Origin of the sequence: Pseudoalteromonas sp. S1650 (assembly GCF_005887195.1) — a bacterium.
Classification (GTDB): Bacteria; Pseudomonadota; Gammaproteobacteria; order Enterobacterales; family Alteromonadaceae; genus Pseudoalteromonas; species Pseudoalteromonas simplex.
The window spans coordinates 65,553-83,658 of record NZ_PNDF01000007.1 but is presented as its reverse complement, the minus strand read 5'-3'; the positions used below and the strand labels follow the sequence as shown (position 1 = coordinate 83,658).

The 18,106-nt window shown below is 40.3% G+C and carries 17 protein-coding genes; 8 read left to right on the top strand and 9 right to left on the bottom strand.

Annotated features, from left to right (window positions below; genetic code table 11):
• Positions 1-19: 19 nt before the first annotated feature.
• Positions 20-250, bottom strand: a complete 231-nt coding sequence (locus CWB80_RS00745) for a TIGR02647 family protein (protein ID WP_054552187.1) — start codon at positions 248-250, stop codon at positions 20-22.
• Between the two features lie 77 nt (positions 251-327).
• Here CWB80_RS00745 and CWB80_RS00740 point away from each other — a divergent pair, with 77 nt between their 5' ends.
• A complete protein-coding gene (locus CWB80_RS00740; protein ID WP_054552186.1) occupies positions 328-627 on the top strand; it encodes a DUF1496 domain-containing protein in 300 nt (99 codons plus the stop codon).
• Between the two features lie 56 nt (positions 628-683).
• The gene (locus CWB80_RS00735) at positions 684-950 is read left to right on the top strand and encodes a VF530 family protein (protein ID WP_054552185.1); all 267 of its coding nucleotides are present in this window, start codon (positions 684-686) and stop codon (positions 948-950) included.
• A 4-nt stretch (positions 951-954) separates the two neighbouring features.
• Here CWB80_RS00735 and CWB80_RS00730 read toward each other — a convergent pair whose 3' ends face one another.
• Positions 955-2,577, bottom strand: a complete 1,623-nt coding sequence (locus CWB80_RS00730) for a diacylglycerol kinase family protein (RefSeq protein WP_138599808.1) — start codon at positions 2,575-2,577, stop codon at positions 955-957.
• A gap of 335 nt (positions 2,578-2,912) precedes the next feature.
• Here CWB80_RS00730 and CWB80_RS00725 point away from each other — a divergent pair, with 335 nt between their 5' ends.
• The 6 genes from CWB80_RS00725 to CWB80_RS00700 all read left to right on the top strand — a co-directional run bounded on the left by CWB80_RS00725 (position 2,913) and on the right by CWB80_RS00700 (position 7,922).
• Positions 2,913-3,443, top strand: a complete 531-nt coding sequence (locus CWB80_RS00725; protein ID WP_138599809.1) for a sigma-70 family RNA polymerase sigma factor — start codon at positions 2,913-2,915, stop codon at positions 3,441-3,443.
• Positions 3,440-4,129 (top strand): anti-sigma factor, encoded by a 690-nt coding sequence (locus CWB80_RS00720; protein WP_138599810.1) that lies wholly within the window; start codon positions 3,440-3,442, stop codon positions 4,127-4,129. Before CWB80_RS00725 ends, CWB80_RS00720 begins: the two co-directional genes overlap by 4 nt.
• Positions 4,130-4,251: 122 nt before the next feature.
• Positions 4,252-5,844 carry a DUF4331 domain-containing protein gene (locus tag CWB80_RS00715; protein ID WP_054552181.1) on the top strand — a complete coding sequence of 531 codons (1,593 nt, stop codon included), beginning with the start codon at positions 4,252-4,254 and terminating at the stop codon, positions 5,842-5,844.
• A 14-nt stretch (positions 5,845-5,858) separates the two neighbouring features.
• A complete protein-coding gene (locus tag CWB80_RS00710; RefSeq protein ID WP_138599811.1) occupies positions 5,859-6,371 on the top strand; it encodes an Ig-like domain-containing protein in 513 nt (170 codons plus the stop codon).
• 39 nt (positions 6,372-6,410) lie between these two features.
• Entirely contained in the window at positions 6,411-7,403 is a 993-nt protein-coding gene (locus CWB80_RS00705) for a tetratricopeptide repeat protein (RefSeq protein WP_138599812.1), read from the top strand.
• Positions 7,404-7,412: 9 nt separating this feature from the next.
• Positions 7,413-7,922, top strand: a complete 510-nt coding sequence (locus CWB80_RS00700; protein ID WP_138599813.1) for a hypothetical protein — start codon at positions 7,413-7,415, stop codon at positions 7,920-7,922.
• A gap of 126 nt (positions 7,923-8,048) precedes the next feature.
• Here CWB80_RS00700 and CWB80_RS00695 read toward each other — a convergent pair whose 3' ends face one another.
• From CWB80_RS00695 to CWB80_RS00665, 7 genes are all read right to left on the bottom strand, one after another.
• Entirely contained in the window at positions 8,049-8,666 is a 618-nt protein-coding gene (locus tag CWB80_RS00695; protein WP_054552177.1) for a TetR/AcrR family transcriptional regulator, read from the bottom strand.
• Between the two features lie 128 nt (positions 8,667-8,794).
• A complete protein-coding gene (locus tag CWB80_RS00690; RefSeq protein WP_054552176.1) occupies positions 8,795-10,198 on the bottom strand; it encodes an efflux transporter outer membrane subunit in 1,404 nt (467 codons plus the stop codon).
• Complete coding sequence (locus tag CWB80_RS00685) at positions 10,198-13,329, bottom strand: efflux RND transporter permease subunit (protein ID WP_138599814.1); 3,132 nt, start codon at positions 13,327-13,329, stop codon at positions 10,198-10,200. The genes CWB80_RS00690 and CWB80_RS00685 overlap by 1 nt, the downstream gene beginning before the upstream one ends.
• A 12-nt stretch (positions 13,330-13,341) precedes the next feature.
• Positions 13,342-14,505, bottom strand: a complete 1,164-nt coding sequence (locus CWB80_RS00680) for an efflux RND transporter periplasmic adaptor subunit (RefSeq protein ID WP_138599815.1) — start codon at positions 14,503-14,505, stop codon at positions 13,342-13,344.
• A gap of 213 nt (positions 14,506-14,718) precedes the next feature.
• Positions 14,719-15,807 (bottom strand): 6-phosphofructokinase, encoded by a 1,089-nt coding sequence (locus CWB80_RS00675; protein WP_138599816.1) that lies wholly within the window; start codon positions 15,805-15,807, stop codon positions 14,719-14,721.
• A gap of 71 nt (positions 15,808-15,878) precedes the next feature.
• Entirely contained in the window at positions 15,879-16,292 is a 414-nt protein-coding gene (locus tag CWB80_RS00670) for a hypothetical protein (protein WP_138599817.1), read from the bottom strand.
• A gap of 87 nt (positions 16,293-16,379) precedes the next feature.
• A complete protein-coding gene (locus CWB80_RS00665) occupies positions 16,380-18,074 on the bottom strand; it encodes a cyanophycinase (RefSeq protein WP_138599818.1) in 1,695 nt (564 codons plus the stop codon).
• Between the last annotated feature and the right edge of the window lie 32 nt (positions 18,075-18,106).

The window sequence follows — 18,106 nt, the reverse complement described above, 5'->3', positions numbered from 1 at the left end:
TTCGGGCCTTTTTTATTTGTTATCTAAGCGCTGAGTTAATCACACTCACATGGTTAATTAAATCGAGCCCTAAGTCCGTTAAGTAGCCCCCATCAGGACTGTCAGTAATACCTTTATCATAAAGCCGTTTTGCTGCATCTTTAATTGAGTTTTCTGCATCGGAGTGTATTTTAATTCCCTGCATTTGAGAGTTACGAGGAAATTTTGCAAGCAGGGTTAGTTCATCGATCATATTTTTATCAAATTGCATGTGTTCACCTTTTTATTATTTATTCCTTGTCATAAGCTTAGTGTAGTTATACAAATCTGCCCAACGGGAGGCGTATTTTGTTAAAGAAAATTTTACTGTTAAGTACTTTGTTTACTTTAGGGTTTCTAAATCAAGCGCACGCTAAGGAAAAACCATTAATCGTGCTTGATGGTCAAGAGGCGTTAAACAATGAAAAAGTGTGTTGGTATGAAAATAAACGCTATACCGAAGGTGCCTATATTGTCGTTGGCGAGATGACCTTAATTTGCAGCGCCAAACAGCCTAATTTTTCAAACAGTGATTTGGCGTGGCTCAGACTAAATGCAAATGGCGAGATTATTTACCCTAAACAAACGAAAACGATTCACGTCAATTAGATTAAAACGTACAGATAGGGTACTATTGCGCGGTTGCAAATAACCTAAGACTTATCATGGACAATCAACCAAATAATCCGTTACATGGCGTTAAATTAGCCGACATCGTTACTAAACTTGAAGAAAAACTTGGTTGGGAAGGTATGGCAGCGCACGTCGATGTACGCTGCTTTCAAAATGACCCAAGTGTAAAGTCGAGTCTTAAATTTTTACGAAAGACCCCTTGGGCACGTGAAAAAGTAGAGCAGTTATATATTGATACCTTTATAAATAATGACCTAGCTGATGATGGCACTTTCCAATGGAAAAGCATCAAAAAGTAACCACTTAATCTTCAGCAGCTACAATCACCGAAAGCGATTTCGGTGATATCTCCACCTCTAGTTTATCTGCGGTTTTCACCTCACCATCAATAACATAGCTCAACCCTTTTGCTGCTTGTACTGTCACTCGTTTAGCATTTGTGTGGTGACTGTTAATAGCAAAACTAGTTTGTGTAATACTCGAGAACACTAACTCCGCAATACTTAAAGTACTCGCTTTAGAATCGGCACTAGGTGTTAGCCAGTTAACATCCAATAAACCATCTTTGTGATCTGGCTGCCCTGCAGATTGAGCAAGTAAAGTAGTAAATGGCGCGGCGTTGGCGATGATTAAACTGGTGGTATTGATTGTTTGCTCATCGTTATTATCAATAGTAACAATATAGTCTTGCGCTTCATGCTCACCTAATGCTTGCCAAAACCCTTGTAAATAAGCTAATTGCCCAGACTCATTTTTAGCATCACGATGGGCTTTTTCAATCATCTTTTGTTCAAAACCAATTCCTGCAAGTAATAACATACGCTCGCCATTACACACAGCGGTATCTATCCGACTCGCCTGCCCTTCAATAATAAGCTCACACGCCTGCTCTACCGGAATAAGCTTCGATTGTATACCCATCAACACATGAGCGAGGGCATTTGCAGTACCTAAAGGAATAATCCCCAGTTTACAGTCTGTATTAACAAGTACACTTGCCACCTCTGTTACTGTACCATCACCACCACAGGCGATGACTACATCAGGGTTCAATTCAAGTGCTTCTTTGGCTAACTCAGTACCATTTACCTGCTCTGAAGTGGTGTAAACAGTTAAATCGTAATACTCAGACAAACGAGATGTAATTTGCTTACGTTTAGCTTCCCACAGTTTTGTGCCAGAAACAGGGTTAGCAATGAGCACAGCTTTATTTTTGATTAATAAGTCACCTCTACGATGGCGACGCACTAGATGACGCAGCTGGCGCTTGTTTAAATTTGCAGTTTCTCTAGTTTCTTTAATTTGTGCGAGTACTTGGTGTACATCGGCATCTTTATTTTGGCTAAGTAAGTAAGCTGCCATCACAAATACAGAACGGCCTCGTCCTAAAGCGCAATGCACTACCACACGTCTATCAGCTTTTACTTGATGGTCAATCCAATTAATTGCTTGATGTAGTTGCGCGCGTGTTGGCACGCTATGATCAAGAACAGGAATATTTAAATAACGAATATTCTCTTGGGTAGAAGACCATTCAAGGCCATCAAACTCGCAAGTTACATCTAAAATAGCCGTAATACCCATTTCTTTCATAGTGTCTATATCGGAAGGAAATAAACGACAGGCTAAAAATAAATGCTCATTAATTTGTTGTAATGGCGGCACTTTATCGTGTTTACGCGACCAAGCATTGTAAAGCTGTGCACCCAATAAAAAGGGGATAAAAGCCCAACGAATATAGATAGGAATAACGCCATTTTCACGTTTTCTGAAAATACGTGCGATATTAAAAATATATGCGCCACTGACTAATAGTAACGACAGTGCAGTCCAATAAAAAAACAGTGCAAAGTACACAGTTTCTACGCGAATAGCCGCAATTATAAATACAATCGCTAATGCTAAGTAACTAAATGCTGCCCACATAATCACTCCCTGTTATTCTAATTGCACAATACCTTGCAAATTTCACTCCATATAAAGCCATTTAAATAGCTTTATAGACTATGAAAAATCAGCAACTTAGCAATTATTAAAAAGCTTACCAATTTAGTTTAGGACATTTTTTCACTACTTTATGAATAACTTACACAAGTTTACATAATATTCACATGTAAGTTTGCCTTGTCTTGCAACCCTGCTACGCTAACTAATGGAAAAGAATTACTTTTACAAAATTAAACCATTCTTTTTGTAAAAACATAAATGAATTGCATCTAAAACTGTCAGCTAATCGTTATTAATAATAACAAAGGAAATCTATGGAAAACGATGAATTATTAACCCTATTAAGTGCTACAGCTAAAGGCGATAAAATTGCTTTTGGTCACTTATATCAGAAGACCAGCGCAACACTTTTCGCAATAAGTCTTAAGATGCTTGGCAATCGAGCGCACGCCGAGGAAGCTTTACAAGATGCTTTTGTTAAAGTTTGGCATAACGCAAGTGAATATCAATCATCTAAAGGCGCTGTTATGTCTTGGATGATCAGCATAGTTAGATATCGAAGCCTAGATATGATTCGCCATCACAAAGTCCGTAAGGAACAAACTCTTGTTGATGAAAATGATCATTTAGATGATTTACCTATTGATGTTAATTATGAAGACAACAGCAAATTGGTAGATTGTATCGAACAGCTTGATCCTCAGCAAAGACAGGCTATTCATTTAGCATACTATAGAGGTTTGACTCATCACGAATTAGTTGACCACATCGCGACACCGCTTGGAACAGTCAAAAGCTGGATCCGACGTGGTTTACAGCAACTACAAAGGTGCTTAACGCTATGAATTATGAAAATCAAACACTCATTGATATGTTAGCGGCTGAATATGTACTGGGGACATTACGTGGTTCAGCAAGAGATAGATTCACTCGGTTAATGCTAACTTCAACGCGGGCACGTGAAGCAACTTGGATGTGGGAACAACACTTGAACAACCTTGCAAGTTCAATAGAATCTGTGCCTCCAGATGAACATGTTTGGCAGAAAATTGTTAGCAGGATCGATCCTCAGGTAATACCTATAACAAGCAAGCCAAATAAATCTAAATCATCAATATTACAAGCTTGGTCACTCATCGCTACGGCTGCATGTATAGTGTTAGCTTTAATTATTTGGCAACCTCAGGAAATAACGAAAGTTAAATCAGAACAAATAGCCCTTTTTAAAAATGAGGCTGAACAACCCCTTTGGTTTATTGATGTAAAAGATGAAAACTTATCGATTCGAGCTGCAACAGCACTTGTTCCGCGCACTGATAAAGATTATGAGCTATGGATGATCTTAAAAGGTAAAGATGCGCCGGTTTCTTTAGGTTTACTTCCAAAATCGGGAACACTTGAATTATCAAAACACATAGAGTTTGATGCGACAGAAATTTCACTACTCGCTATCAGTTTAGAGCCTCTAGGAGGCTCGCCAAATGGCTCTCCAACTGAGGTACTTTTCACTACAGAGCTCATTATTTTGTAAATTAAAAGCCGTGTTTAAACACGGCTTTTTACTTTTTTCTAAAAAACTTTAACTTTTTTGCATCCAATAAGATTACCAATTCGTTACTAGCAATGACTTATTTTACAACTAAGGAAAAAGTCATGAACAAAGTAATACCATCTCTAATCACTATTGCAGTATGTAGTACCTTATTCACTTCTATTTCTGAAGCATCTAGCCACCGAGAAGCACCTAATATTACGCGCTTTCCAACGTTAGATTCGACTGACTTTTATGCTTTTAATAGTTACGAAGAAGGTCGAGGTGACTACGTAACCTTTATTGCCAATTATATTCCTTTGCAAGATGCCTATGGCGGACCAAACTACTTTGCGATGGATCCAGACGCGACTTATAGCATCCATATTGATAACGATGGTGATGCTGTTGAAGATATGACATTCGCATTTAATTTTAAAAGTATGTTACCGAACAACAATATGGGAGTTGCTCTTACCGTCGGCCCCGAAGGTAATCAAAGAACAGTCGCAGTTCCTCTAAAAAATGTTGGTGGCGTTTCAGCAGGCAATAATGCTGCCGTTAATTTCAGTGAGTCATATACTGTGAGTGTAATTTCTGGCTCACAACGTTCCGGCACAAAAAGCATGCTGACAAACACCACCAATAGCAGCAACGATTTTTATAAACCTCTCGATTACATTGGTAATAAGACATTCTCTTCAATGGCTTCATACCAAGAGTACGCAAATCAATTTGTTTATAGTGTCGCACTGCCTGGGTGTGATGGCATGGGCAAAGTGTTTGTAGGTCAAAGAAAAGACCCATTTGTTGTGAATCTAGGCAAAACATTTGATTTAGTTAATTACGTCCCTGTTGAAGGTGATAGTGCGCCAGGTGCAGGGGATGGTGGTGGATTCCCAGGCGGTATTACACAAACAGCTGATAATGATGACTTAGCTATGAAGAATGTCACTGCAATTGCTGTAGAGGTACCAAAAGCCTGTGTAATAGGTGAAGGGAATGGCACAATTGGTAGCTGGACAACCGCAAGTTTGCCCCAAGCACGCATTTTAAATCCTAATGCCGCATTTGCAAAAACTTCGGTAAATGGCGGTGCTTTAACGCAGGTTTCGCGTCTTGGTAACCCATTAGTGAACGAATTAGTAATTGGCCTTAAAGATAAAGACACATTTTCTACTTCAGCACCTGCCGATGATGGTCAATTTGCCGACTATGTTACCCACCCTTCTTTACCTGAATTATTAAATATTCTCTTTAAAGACGCTGTTAATACGACGTTGGGCACAGATATTGAAACATTGGCACCGACTAACTTCCCACGAAATGATTTAGTCACCGCATTTTTAACGGGTTTCCCTGGTGTAAATCAACTTGCTACAGTAACGCCATCTGAAATGCTGCGCTTAAACACAGCAATTGCCGCAACACCTCAAAATGAGCAATCAGCATTTGGTGTCGCAGGTGATGATTTAGCAGGCTTTCCGAATGGCCGTCGCCCTGGTGATGATGTAGTTGATATCGCATTACGTGTTGTAATGGGCCGTTTATGTTATCCGATCCCTGTTAATGGCACAGACACAGATCTTGGTTTATGTACATCAGATGATGCAAGTGTTGGTAATGTACCTTTCACAGATGGTGCGCCTCTTGATGCAAGCATGATGGATAGCAGTTTCCCATACCTTGCGACTCCAATTGCTGGTTCTAAATAAACAGGAGAGTCATTATGTGTAAATTACAACTCTCAAGTATCACACTCATTGTATTGTCTGGCTTACTAGTCGCTTGTAACGATAGTGATAGTAAGAAAAATATGGATACTGAAGTCGTTAATTCAGCACCTAGCGCAGAAGATGTAATGGTAACCACTCAGACTGAAACCGTTATTAACGACATGCTTGAAGGCTCAGACCCTGATGGCGATACGTTAACGTTTAGTTTAGTGAGTGAGCCAAGTTTAGGTACTGTAAATGTAAATACGGATGGTAGCTATATTTATACGCCAAACCTAGAGACTGTCGGTTCTGATAGTTTTCAATTTGCAGTCAGTGATGGTGTGAATAGTCAGGTAACAGCAACAGTAAGTATCACGATAGAGACCTTACAAGTTGACTTTGCAACGCTTGGTCGCGCCGCATTTATTCAAGATGTAAATGATGAACCTCTTCGATTGAATGGTCGAGAATTTATTAATACAGGTTCTGAGGCAAATTTTGATGATCTATTAAACGGGAATTAGTTTTTAGCTTGGCCACGGATGGCTATTTCTGGAGCAATCATGAAATATCTTTTATACATAGCTTTCGTTTTTAGCACTTACACTCATGCGGATCCTTATATACCCAATGATAAAGATGTTATAGCCTTATCAAGCAAACCGAAAGAAACTGAATTCACTAAAGAGCAACTAACCGCCTTATTTAATAAAAGCCAATTTGTTGGTCAAACAGAAACAAATCAAGGTATGTTAAAAAGCTATTTAGAAAAACAAATTACTCTAACCGAAGATCCCGATATACATTATTTTTATGCTCGCTTACTACAAAGAGAACATGAGTTTGAAACAGCAATTAATATTCTGACAGAAGTTATCTCACGCAAACCTGATCATACGAATGCTATTTTATTAAAAGCAAATTTACTGATGGTTAAAGGTCGATTTGAACAAGCACTTGCACAGTGTTTATCATTATTTGGTTTAGTTGGACTGGAAACTATTTCTACCTGCTCTCTCGATGTTAAGAGTCAAACAGGTGAACTTGAGCAAAGTTATCAAGCTTTACAAACCATTGTAAAAGAATCGTCAATGACTAGAAACACGCGTCATGTGCTCGCCGAGATGGCCTATAGGTTAGGCAATCCAGAACAAACGATAACTTACCTCAGTAACCTTGACCTAAAAACAGCCCCTGTCAGTTTAGTTGTTCTATGGGCTGACGCTCAGATGGCAAAGAAAAACCACCAGCTAGTATTATCAACGTTAGCACGTTTAACTGCTGAAAATACTAATTTGGAAGACGCTATATTATTACGCCTAGCGCAAGCTGAAAAAATTGAGAACCAATCAGATAAATGGCAAGAAAAAATGAGAAAGCGAGTGATACTAAGAGAACGGCGTCAAGACACCTATCATGCCAGTGATTTAGCTTTGTATTACTTAACACTAGATAAAAATAATGTAAAAGCTAAATACTGGGCAGAAATGAACTGGCAACAAGCTAAATTAGACAGTGATAAAAAACTTTTAGCACTCACTAACACTAGCAATTAAGGAATTATCATGAAAATCTTAGCAGCGGCTCTTTTATTTTTAATAGCATGTAGCTTTAAAATAAACGCCCATCAATTAAGTACAGCGTATCTTAACTTAACAAAAACCGAAAACGAGCAGTTAGTGTTAAAAGGGCAATGGCAAGTTGCTGTTATTGACTTAGAACATGTTATACCTTTTGACATTAACACAAATGATGTAATTACATGGCAAGAGATCAAGAGCCAAAAAGAGAGTATTTTAAAATACTTAGCTAAACATTTGGTTGTGAATCAGAATGACATAGGCTGTAAGCTGCATAATAAGGGGGATTTAAAAATCGACTCACATTTTAATGAATCATATATTGTCGTGCCTGTTCAAATAACATGCCCTACAACACAAGCATTCACCATAAACTACAGTGCGTTGTTTGAAGTTGATGCTAATCACAAGGCAATTGCTGACATTGCAAACTTTAGTAGAGTGTTCACGTTAAGTGAAAATAATCAATCATTTGATACCAATTTACCTAATTAGTACGTCGATTGATAGGTATGAAAACCCTATGCTACTAAGGCAAAATTTCGTTTTGTAAATCGATTTATTGCCATTAAATTTAGTTCGTAACTATCTAAAGCTTTAGTAAGCGCTAGTAGATGCGCTTTATTCAAAAGGTAGTAACAAGGTTTTCATTGTTGGGCGAAGTGCTTTAAGTAATTCATTAATATCTAGATCTGGGTTCAGCATTTTGCGTAGTAAAAGCCCCCCCATCACAGAAAACATCACTTCGATACGAGCATTCACTTCTTCAAGTGCCGTTCCTTGTAACGGCCCTCTTTCACCCACTAATAATTCGCGCATTGAATCACGGGCGTGGCTATCTGACTCACGCAGTAAGTTAGCGACTTTTTCATTACGTGCTGCCTCGGCAAGCATTTCTAAATCAAGCGCACCTTGACTCAAATCGGTATGGCGCTCAACGCCTCGGTCAAGACCATCTAGCAGAACAGTGACACGATCGCCGGGTTTATCAGCAAACTCTTTAAAGATTGAGAACATTTCTTCCATATCACGTTCAACAATCGATTCTATAATTGCTTCTTTACTGGCGAAGTAATTATAGATATGGCCAGCACTCATACCCGCAGTCTTCGAGATTTCCGCCATTCCCGCGCCATGATAGCCTTTACGTCGAAAACAATCTGCCGCGGCACAAAGCACTTGATTACGTCTTGCCTCGGCAAGCGCAGGGTCATTGTGTCTTTTTGTTTTTTGCGTCATGGTTTCTCCAAGCTTTACTGACTATGGTTAACTTTAATTTAAATAAGGTTTACAGGATCTTAATCTTAGAGGAGAGTCAAAACAACTAAGATCCTGCAAAACCTTAAATAAATTATGCTTTTGCTGATTTATTGCACAGTATTTTGTGCATTCCAGCCGCCGCCCAGTGCTTTATACAAATTAATTTGGCTCGCCAAATACGCTTGCTTACCCAAAATTAACTGTTGTCCTGCACTGTACCAATTTCGTTGTGCATCCAATACTTGCAAGTAGCTGTCTGCGCCTTTTTGAAAACGCGCATCCGATAAAGTAAAAGATAGCTCATTACTTTGGTACAAATCATTCAGGGCATCTAGCTGGTGCATATAACCTTCACGGTCAGCAAGGGCATCAGAGACTTCTTTAAATGCCTGTTGAATGGTTTGCTCGTAACTGGTTATTGCCATTTCTTGCTGTGCTTTTGCAACATCGAGATTAGCTTGATTGCGACCCATATTAAAAATAGGCAAGTTTACTGAAGGTACAAAACTCCAAGTACCTGAACCTGAATCAAAAAGATTACTCAAGTCAGCAGAAGCTGTACCCGCATTCGCGGTTAAACTGATGCTTGGATAGAATGCCGCTTTTGCCACACCAATATTTGCATTGGCTGCCAATAAATCATGCTCTGCAGCTTTGATATCAGGTCGCTGAGTAAGAAGCTCTGACGGTAACCCTACTGGCACATCCGGTAAACTCAGTACATCATCAATATTTTGTGATGGTAATAAATCCGCAGTCACGGTTTTACCCACTAAAAAGTCGAGGGCATTTTTATCGCGCTTTAATAAACGCTGATAGTTTGCGATATCAACTTTCGCGGTTGCTACTGTGCTTTCAAGTTGCGATAGCGTTAACTGAGAGGCAGCACCTAGAGCAAATGTTTTACGGGTTAGCTCTAAAGACTCCTGCTGAGACTTTAAAGTCTCGTTTGCTAAAGCCAATAGCTCTTTGTCAGTCGCATAGTTAAGCCATGCATTCACTAATTCAGAAATCAAACTAATGCGAACACTGGTTAAACTGTACTCAGCAGCATATAGGTTTTGCAAAGCCTGCTCGGATTGGTTGCGGACTTTGCCCCAAAGATCAATCTCATAAGCGGTTAAGCCAACAGTTGCTGAATAGTTTTCAGAGATAGTTGCTTGACCAGTACCAGATAAATCTGCTGGAAGACGCTGACGAGTACCCGATGCATTGAGATCAATGCTTGGGTAAAGTGCAGAATCTTCAATCTGATACATTGCTCTAACCTGCTGCACATTCAGTGCAGCAGTTTTAATATCTTTGTTGTTTTCAAGCGTTAGCGCAATTAGTTGTTGAAGTTGCGCATTACTGAAAAATGACTGCCAATTGAGCGCATTGATATCGCCCGCTGTACCTTGAATATCATAGTTTTGAGCAACGGGTAATTCACGTTGCTCCATATCTGGCGCCATATTACATGCAGATAACATAAGTGCAGCAACAGACACTGAGATAAGTTTAGCTTTCATTATGCCTGCTCCTCATTAGTTGATTTTGTTTTGCCTGGGAATACTCGGCGCACCAGTACAAAGAACAGCGGCACAAAGATTACCACAATGGTCGATGACGCAAGCGTACCGCCAATAACAGCAATACCGAGTGCGTTTTGTGCACCTGAGCCTGCACTTGATGCAATTGCCAGTGGTAGTACACCACACACAAATGCCATTGATGTCATAAAGATTGGACGTAAACGTAGACGAATAGCTGCTACCGCGGCATCGACAAGTTTCATACCTTCATCCATTTTATGAATAGCAAACTCTACAATTAAGATGGCATTTTTTGATGCCAAACCTATGGTGGTTAATAGACCCACTTGTAGATAAATATCGTTTGATAAATTAAATACAAATGACGCAATCGACGCACCAAATACACCAAGCGGTACAATGAGCATAACCGCTGCAGGAACTGACCAGCTCTCATATAACGCCGCTAAACATAGGAATACAACCAATAATGAAAGTGCATAAAGTAATGGCGCTTGACCACCACTTAAACGTTCTTCATATGAAATACCTGTCCATTCGAACGATACACCCGGTGGTAACTTTTTAACCATTTTCTCAACTTCAGCCATCGCTTGACCCGTACTGTAACCCGGTGCAGCAGCACCTTGGATTTCCATCGCTGAGAAGCCGTTATAACGCTCAAGACGCGGTGAGCCATAAGTCCAATAAGAATGAGCAAAGGCAGTAAATGGCACCATGTCACCATTATTGTTACGTACATACCACTCATCTAGGTCTTCTGGCACCATGCGTGATTCTGGCGTACCTTGTAAGTACACTTTTTTCACACGACCACGGTCAATAAAGTCATTTACATAGCTACTACCCCAAGCCGTTGATAACGTATTATTGATATCTGCTTGCGTTAGGCCTAATGCTTCGGCTTTTGCTAAATCAATATCAAGCTCAAGCTCTGGCTTATCTTCTTGACCATTCGGGCGCACACCTGATAACACCGGGTTTTGTGCAGCCATACCTAAAAACATGTTGCGTGCTTCAAGTAGTTTTTCGTGACCTAGACCAACCCTATCTTGTAAGAACAAGGTGAAACCGTTTGCAGTACCAAGCTCAACAACCGCAGGAGGTGGGAAAGCAAACACGAATGCTTCTTTAATGGTTGAGAAGTACCCCATGGCTTTACCTGCAACCGCACCGACGGTTAGATCAGGGCGTTGACGCTCATCCCAGTGTTTTAAACCCACAAAACCGATTGCCGCGTTTTGACCAGAACCTGCAAAGCTAAAGCCTGTTACCGTAAAGATAGATTTTACCGCTTCTGATTGTTCTTCTAAGAAGTGATGTTCCATCTTTTCAACAACTTTTAACGTTTGCTCTGTGGTTGCACCGGCAGGTAAGCTTACTTGATTAAACAAAATACCTTGGTCTTCATCTGGTAAGAATGCCGATGGTAATTGTGAGAAAATAAACACCATGCCACCAACGATTAAACCGTAAATAAGTAAATAGCGTTTACTGTGCTTGATCATGCGAGACACAAAACCTTGTGTACCCGAGTTCGTTCTGTCAAAACCACGGTTAAAGCCAAGGAAGAAACGACCAAATAAAGACTTATCGTTATGTACATGACTAGGTTTTAGCATAGTCGCACATAAAGCTGGCGTTAAAATCAATGCAACCAACACTGATAAACTCATCGCAGTTACCAAGGTAATTGAGAACTGGCGATAAATAACCCCTGTTGAGCCAGGGAAGAACGCCATAGGCACGAATACTGCCGAAAGCACCATCGCAATACCAACAAGGGCACCTTTAATTTCATCCATTGATTTACGTGTTGCTTCAAGAGGAGATAAGTTCTCTTCAGTCATAACACGTTCAACGTTTTCAACCACGACGATTGCATCATCTACCAGTAGACCGATTGCAAGTACCATCGCAAACATGGTTAGGGTATTAATTGAGAAGCCAAACACTTGCAAGATAGCAAACGTACCAAGCAATACAACAGGTACTGCAATAGTCGGAATAAGTGTTGCTCTGAAGTTCTGTAAGAATAAGTACATGACCAAGAACACCAGCACAACAGCTTCGATGAGAGTGCTGACAACTTTTTCAATTGAAAGTGATACGAATGGCGTCGTATCGTAAGGAACAACCGTTGTTAAACCTTCAGGGAAGAAAGGCTCAAGTTCAGCAAGAGCGGCTTTTACGCCATCTGCTGTATCAAGTGCATTAGCACCACTGGCAAGCTTAACACCTAAACCTGATGCCGGTTTGCCGTTAAAACGCGCAACAACACCGTAGTTTTCACCACCTAATTCAACATCAGCAACGTCACTTAAACGAACAACTGAACCATCAGCATTGGTTTTTACAAAAATATTTCTAAATTGCTCAGGCGTTTGTAAGCGGCTTTGTGCAGTCACCGTTGCATTTAATTGCTGGCCACTCACCGCTGGCAATGCACCTAGTTGACCTGCTGAAACCTGCGCATTTTGAGCACTGATTGCAGCACTAATATCAGCAGGAGTTAATGAGTATTTTAGTAATTTAGCTGGGTCTAACCAAATACGCATTGCGTATTGAGAGCCAAACAGCTGTACTTCACCTACACCGTTTACACGCGAAATAATATCAAGCACGTTTGATGAAACATAATCACCGATATCGATGTTGTTCATACTGCCGTCCTCAGATACAAATCCTACAACCATTAAGAAGTTACGGGCAGATTTTGCAACCGACACACCTTGACGTTGTACTTCTTCTGGTAATAACGGTGTTGCAAGCGACAATTTGTTTTGTACTTGAACCTGTGCGATATCAGGGTCTGTATCTGCACTAAATGTTAAGGTTAACGTCGCTGAGCCGTTAGACTCAGAGGTTGAAGACATGTAGAGCAAGCCATCTAACCCTTTCATTTTTTGTTCAATAACCTGTGTAACCGTATCTTCTAGAGTACGGGCCGACGCACCAGGGTATGTGGCTTGAATACTAATTGCAGGTGGTGCAATGGATGGATACTGCGCAACCGGCAAACTTCTAATTGCTAAGATACCTGCCAGCATCACAACGATAGCAAGCACCCATGCAAATATGGGCCGATCAATAAAAAATCGTGACATTAAGTTTCTCCGTTACTGGCTGTTAGCTGCTGATTCTGCAGGCATTGCATTGACTGGTGCACCTGGGCGGATTTTCTGTAAACCTTCAACAATTAACTTATCGCCACTGTTTAGGCCGTCTGTCACTAACCAATTTGAACCAACAGTACGATCAGTTTTAAGCACGCGTGCTTCTACGGTATTGCCTTTGCTTACTACCATGGCAGTAGGCTCACCTTTGGTGTTTCTGCTTACGCCACGCTGTGGTGCTAAAATCGCATCACTTTTCACACCTTCAACAATCACTGCACGAACATACATACCTGGCAACAGTAATTTTTCAGGGTTAGGAAATTCAGCACGCAAGGTTACTGAGCCTGTGCTTGGATCAACAGTCACTTCAGAGAATTGCAATGTACCTTTATGTTGATAAGTGCTGCCGTCTTCCATCTTTAATTCAACTTTTGAATGTAAAGCGGCATCTTTATCAAGCTCACCCGCAGCAATGGCTTTTTTCAAACGTGTTAGTTCACTGCTTGACTGAGTTAAATCAACATAGATTGGGTCTAATTGAGTAATGGTTGCTAATGCTGTTGCTTGATTAGCACTCACAAGGGCACCGGCTGTGACATCTGATTTACCAATTTGGCCACTAATTGGCGCTAATACTTTGCTGTAGTTTAAATTGATTTCAGCGGTTTTAAGCTGCGCTTGAGCCGTTAGTAAATCAGCTTTTGCACCTTTGTATGCTGCATCAGCTTCGTCGTAATCTTGTTGGCTTACAGCTTTGATGCTCAATAGCTCTTTGTAGCGTTCTGCTTTTGCCTTGGCATTAGCAATACTGGCTTGAGCTTTAGTAATAGCGGCTTTACTAGTCGCTACTTCAGCTTCAAATGTAGATGGGTCAATCTGATATAAAGCTTGGCCTTTTTCAACCTCAGCACCTTCAACAAACATACGAGACTGAATAATACCGTTAACCTGCGGACGAATTTGCGCAATACGTGAAGCAGCCACACGACCTGGCAATTCTTTAGTTAGTGTAAGTGGTTTACTTTGCATCTCAATAACGCCAACAGGAACAGCTTGAGCTGCCTGCGTTTGCCCTTGAGCCGATTCTGATTGGCCGCAGCCTGATAATAAAACAGCACCAGCCAAAGCTGACACTGCAAAAAATGGAATGCGAGAGCGCTGCATGTGTAGTTCCTTAGTTTAGAGTGAACGATCATTCTAAACCAAAAAAGGCACAGATCAACCATCTTTAAAGAACTTTACATTAAATAAAATGCTTGCTTTAACGCATAAATTTTGTGCAATACATAAATTGCGCAATGAATTATTACGAACGTAACTGAGAAAGTTGTTTTAAAACTATTAGTTATGCGAATTGAAGTTATATCAATTCGCAGATTATTCGCCTAAACACATGCCCATTGCGCGGGCACTTGTTATTAAAGGATGTTCTAGAGGAATGACGCGATATTGAGAAGTAGCTTCTTTTAAACTGATTGGTTTAATTTCACCGTCTTTACTGACAGGGATAAAACCAAATTGGCCTTGCTTTACTAGATCAAATGCTTGCACCCCAAACTCTGCTGCAAGCACCCTATCAAACGCATTAGGTGTGCCACCACGTTGAATATGCCCTAATACGGTTACTCTTACATCAAGGTCAAGCGCTACACGTATTTGTGAAGCAAGCTGCTCAGCAATACCACCTAGTACAGGGTTTTCGTAACCGAGTTCATTTGATTGTTTACTAACAACACCACCAGCAACAGGTTTAGCTCCTTCTGAAATGACAATATTGGCAAATCCGTGGCCTTTATCAAAACGTGATGTTAGTTTGGCTTTAATCGCTTCAATATCGTAAGGAATTTCTGGAATAAGCGCGACTTCTGCGCCAGCTGCAATAGCAGAGTGCAAACAAATCCAACCGGCATCGCGTCCCATTACCTCAGTCACAATCACTCGGTTATGACTTTGCGCTGTTGGTATTAATCGATCAATTGCTTCGGTGGCGGTGTCGACAGCAGTCTGAAAACCAATTGTGTAATCAGTGCCATATAAATCATTATCAATGGTTTTTGGTACGCCTACGATATTTAAGCCATGCTCAAATAAATGCTGAGATACCCTATGCGAACCATCACCACCAATATTTATAACGGCATCAAACCCAAGTTGCTTAATAATACTGATTAACTCATCAGAGCGGTCAATAAACACTTGTTCGCCTGCTATTTCAGCAGGAAAAGCGGTTGGATTCCCTTTATTAACAGTTTCGAGAATTGTTCCACCACGAACATGAATACCCGCCACCACTTCACTAGTTAAGTGTATAATATCATTTGGTTTTTCAAGCACACCACAGTAAGCTCTTCGGCTACCATACACCTGCCAATTGCCATCATGCTCGGCTACTTTAACCACCGCTCTGATCACCCCATTAAGCCCAGGGCAATCACCCCCACTTGTTAATAGCAGTAATTTTTTCATTGTGTTATCAACTTCGTTCACTGATTAATTACAGATTAGCTTATATGTTGAACTTTCGCGTATGACTTACATCAACTAAAGTTCGGTTTCTTATGAGTAGAAAAAAGCGCAACAAAAAGCACTAGTAATAGATACTTAGGCAGACTAGTCAGTAAAGTGGTGTTATCAATATTTGCAGAAAAGCTGTTAACAGCAAAATATAAATGCAGCGCTAAAAATGGTGTCAGCAATATAAAGTATGAATACGCTTTATCTCTAAGGTACAGGGACTTACTAATGAGTAAAAATACTAAAAGTAACGCTAACAAAGGAAGGCCTAAAGTAACGATATCAACCATTGATAAAGCAAAGTTAGGTGACAAGTCATAAAGGGCTGAAAGTACTTCGGTTGGAATCGCAATAGCTGAACCATAACCTATGACTGGTATAGATAAATAGGCAAATAAACAGCCAAAAATAAATAAAAGTAGTACGTTATATTTCATAACCCCATTCCATGGTTTGTTCATTATTAGTCTTACGCTAACTAATAATGAACAAATAATCCACTACTTTTTCAGTACCTTACACCCTTAAAATGTCTTAACTTTAAAGGCTAGGTTTTCTACCGCACAGCCTGTACTACTGGTGTTTACACGGTAATAATGAGTATTGTCAGTGGCATTTAAGTCCAATAAAAACTCATCATGCTGAGCGACTGCTTGTTGCTCTTGTGTTAAGCACATAGCTTGTACAAGCGAACGTAATTTAGCATCTGAAAATATAGTGCCGAAACGCTGCATCGGCAGTGGCTGAATTTTAATACTAGGGAGCGCATTATCTACAGTTCGTTTAGCTAGAGTAAAACCATCCTTTGTTACATCAATAACTGCACCAGCAGGCCAATAACTGATTGCGCCGCTGTTTTTAGCATCTGATTGAACATGCACGACACCGCTTTTACCAATCACCGTCATTAGTGCAGTTTCACCAGCTCGAATTGACACAAGGGCGGTGGTCTCATCAATGCCAAAACCATGCTGTTGCCCGGTATCTGCCAGTAATCTTGCCAAACGCATTGTTCTGTTGCGCTCGCTAAAGTGTGTATCAAGAACACCATAAGTAAAGCTGCCAAGCCCACCTTGTTTTTCATAGGTAAGACTATCAGCCGAAAGCTTATCACCGCATTCATTTTCACAGCGCTCACTTGGCGGTGATACCGCAAACGAGCCTTCTCTCATTGCCGCTAAACTTGTACCATTTGAAATCATCGGCACTGTGCCATAGGCATTTTTACCACCACTTTGCACCGCTGTACCTGCGCTTGTGCCAACAAGTAATGGTCTTTGTAAAATTGCCTGAGTCCAAGGATATTGCTGACCGTTATCATCAAACAGTACTTTTCTGGTTAAACTCTGATCGCCACCGTTAAACATAATACCCGTCGCGTTTTTAATCAGCTTAACTAAATGATCGACCCCTTTATCACAAAGCGCTTTTTCGGCCTTGATTCGATCAGGGTAAATAGTCTCACGATTAAAAACGCCCATAGACTCTGTACGTAAAGATTCCAAACTCTCACATTGCTTACTAGTAATCGCAATTGCTAAGGCGGGTGTTAGAGGTAACCAGCTTGATTCAACACCAGTAAAGTTTAATAACCCTTCATAAAAGTCAGCTGATTCATATGGATCTCTGCTTGATGCAGTAACCGCTAAAATTGTTGGTGATTCGGTGGTTGTTTTTAATGAAGCAGCAACAAAGTCTAAAATATCATTGGCTGCACGTTCGTTATTATCGCTTGTACTGACCTGCTCTTTTTGGCGGGTCGAATCTGTATTTGATACAGCCACTTCAAGTGAGTCTATGACAAAGTTGTATTCTGAATCAGTAAGCTCGTTTAGTAACTTGTTATCTAAATCGCGCCAAGCCCATAAAATATCACTTTTGGTGATCACACCTGACTTTTGATGTGCAATCTGTGCTAATACCTTAAGCGTTTGCTGACGATTTTTTTTGTTCTTGGTTGGCCAATTTGTCTTTATTGCAGATAAAGCATCATTATTTAATCGATATTGATTAGTCTGTTTACCACTAATCTGTTTATTCGAAAGACAATTTTTAGGGCTCATACTTGAGCAGGTGGTCAAAGATCCGCCAATTAAAACCAACGTTTGCTGTTGATCATTTGCATAGACTTTGCCGCCAAATGATGCGAAAAACAAACTAAATACCAAAGAAAAAGCTGAAGTTTGATATTTAGTCTTTTGCTCCTTAAGGATGTTCATATTGTTACACTCTTGTAAAAAAATATTAGAAA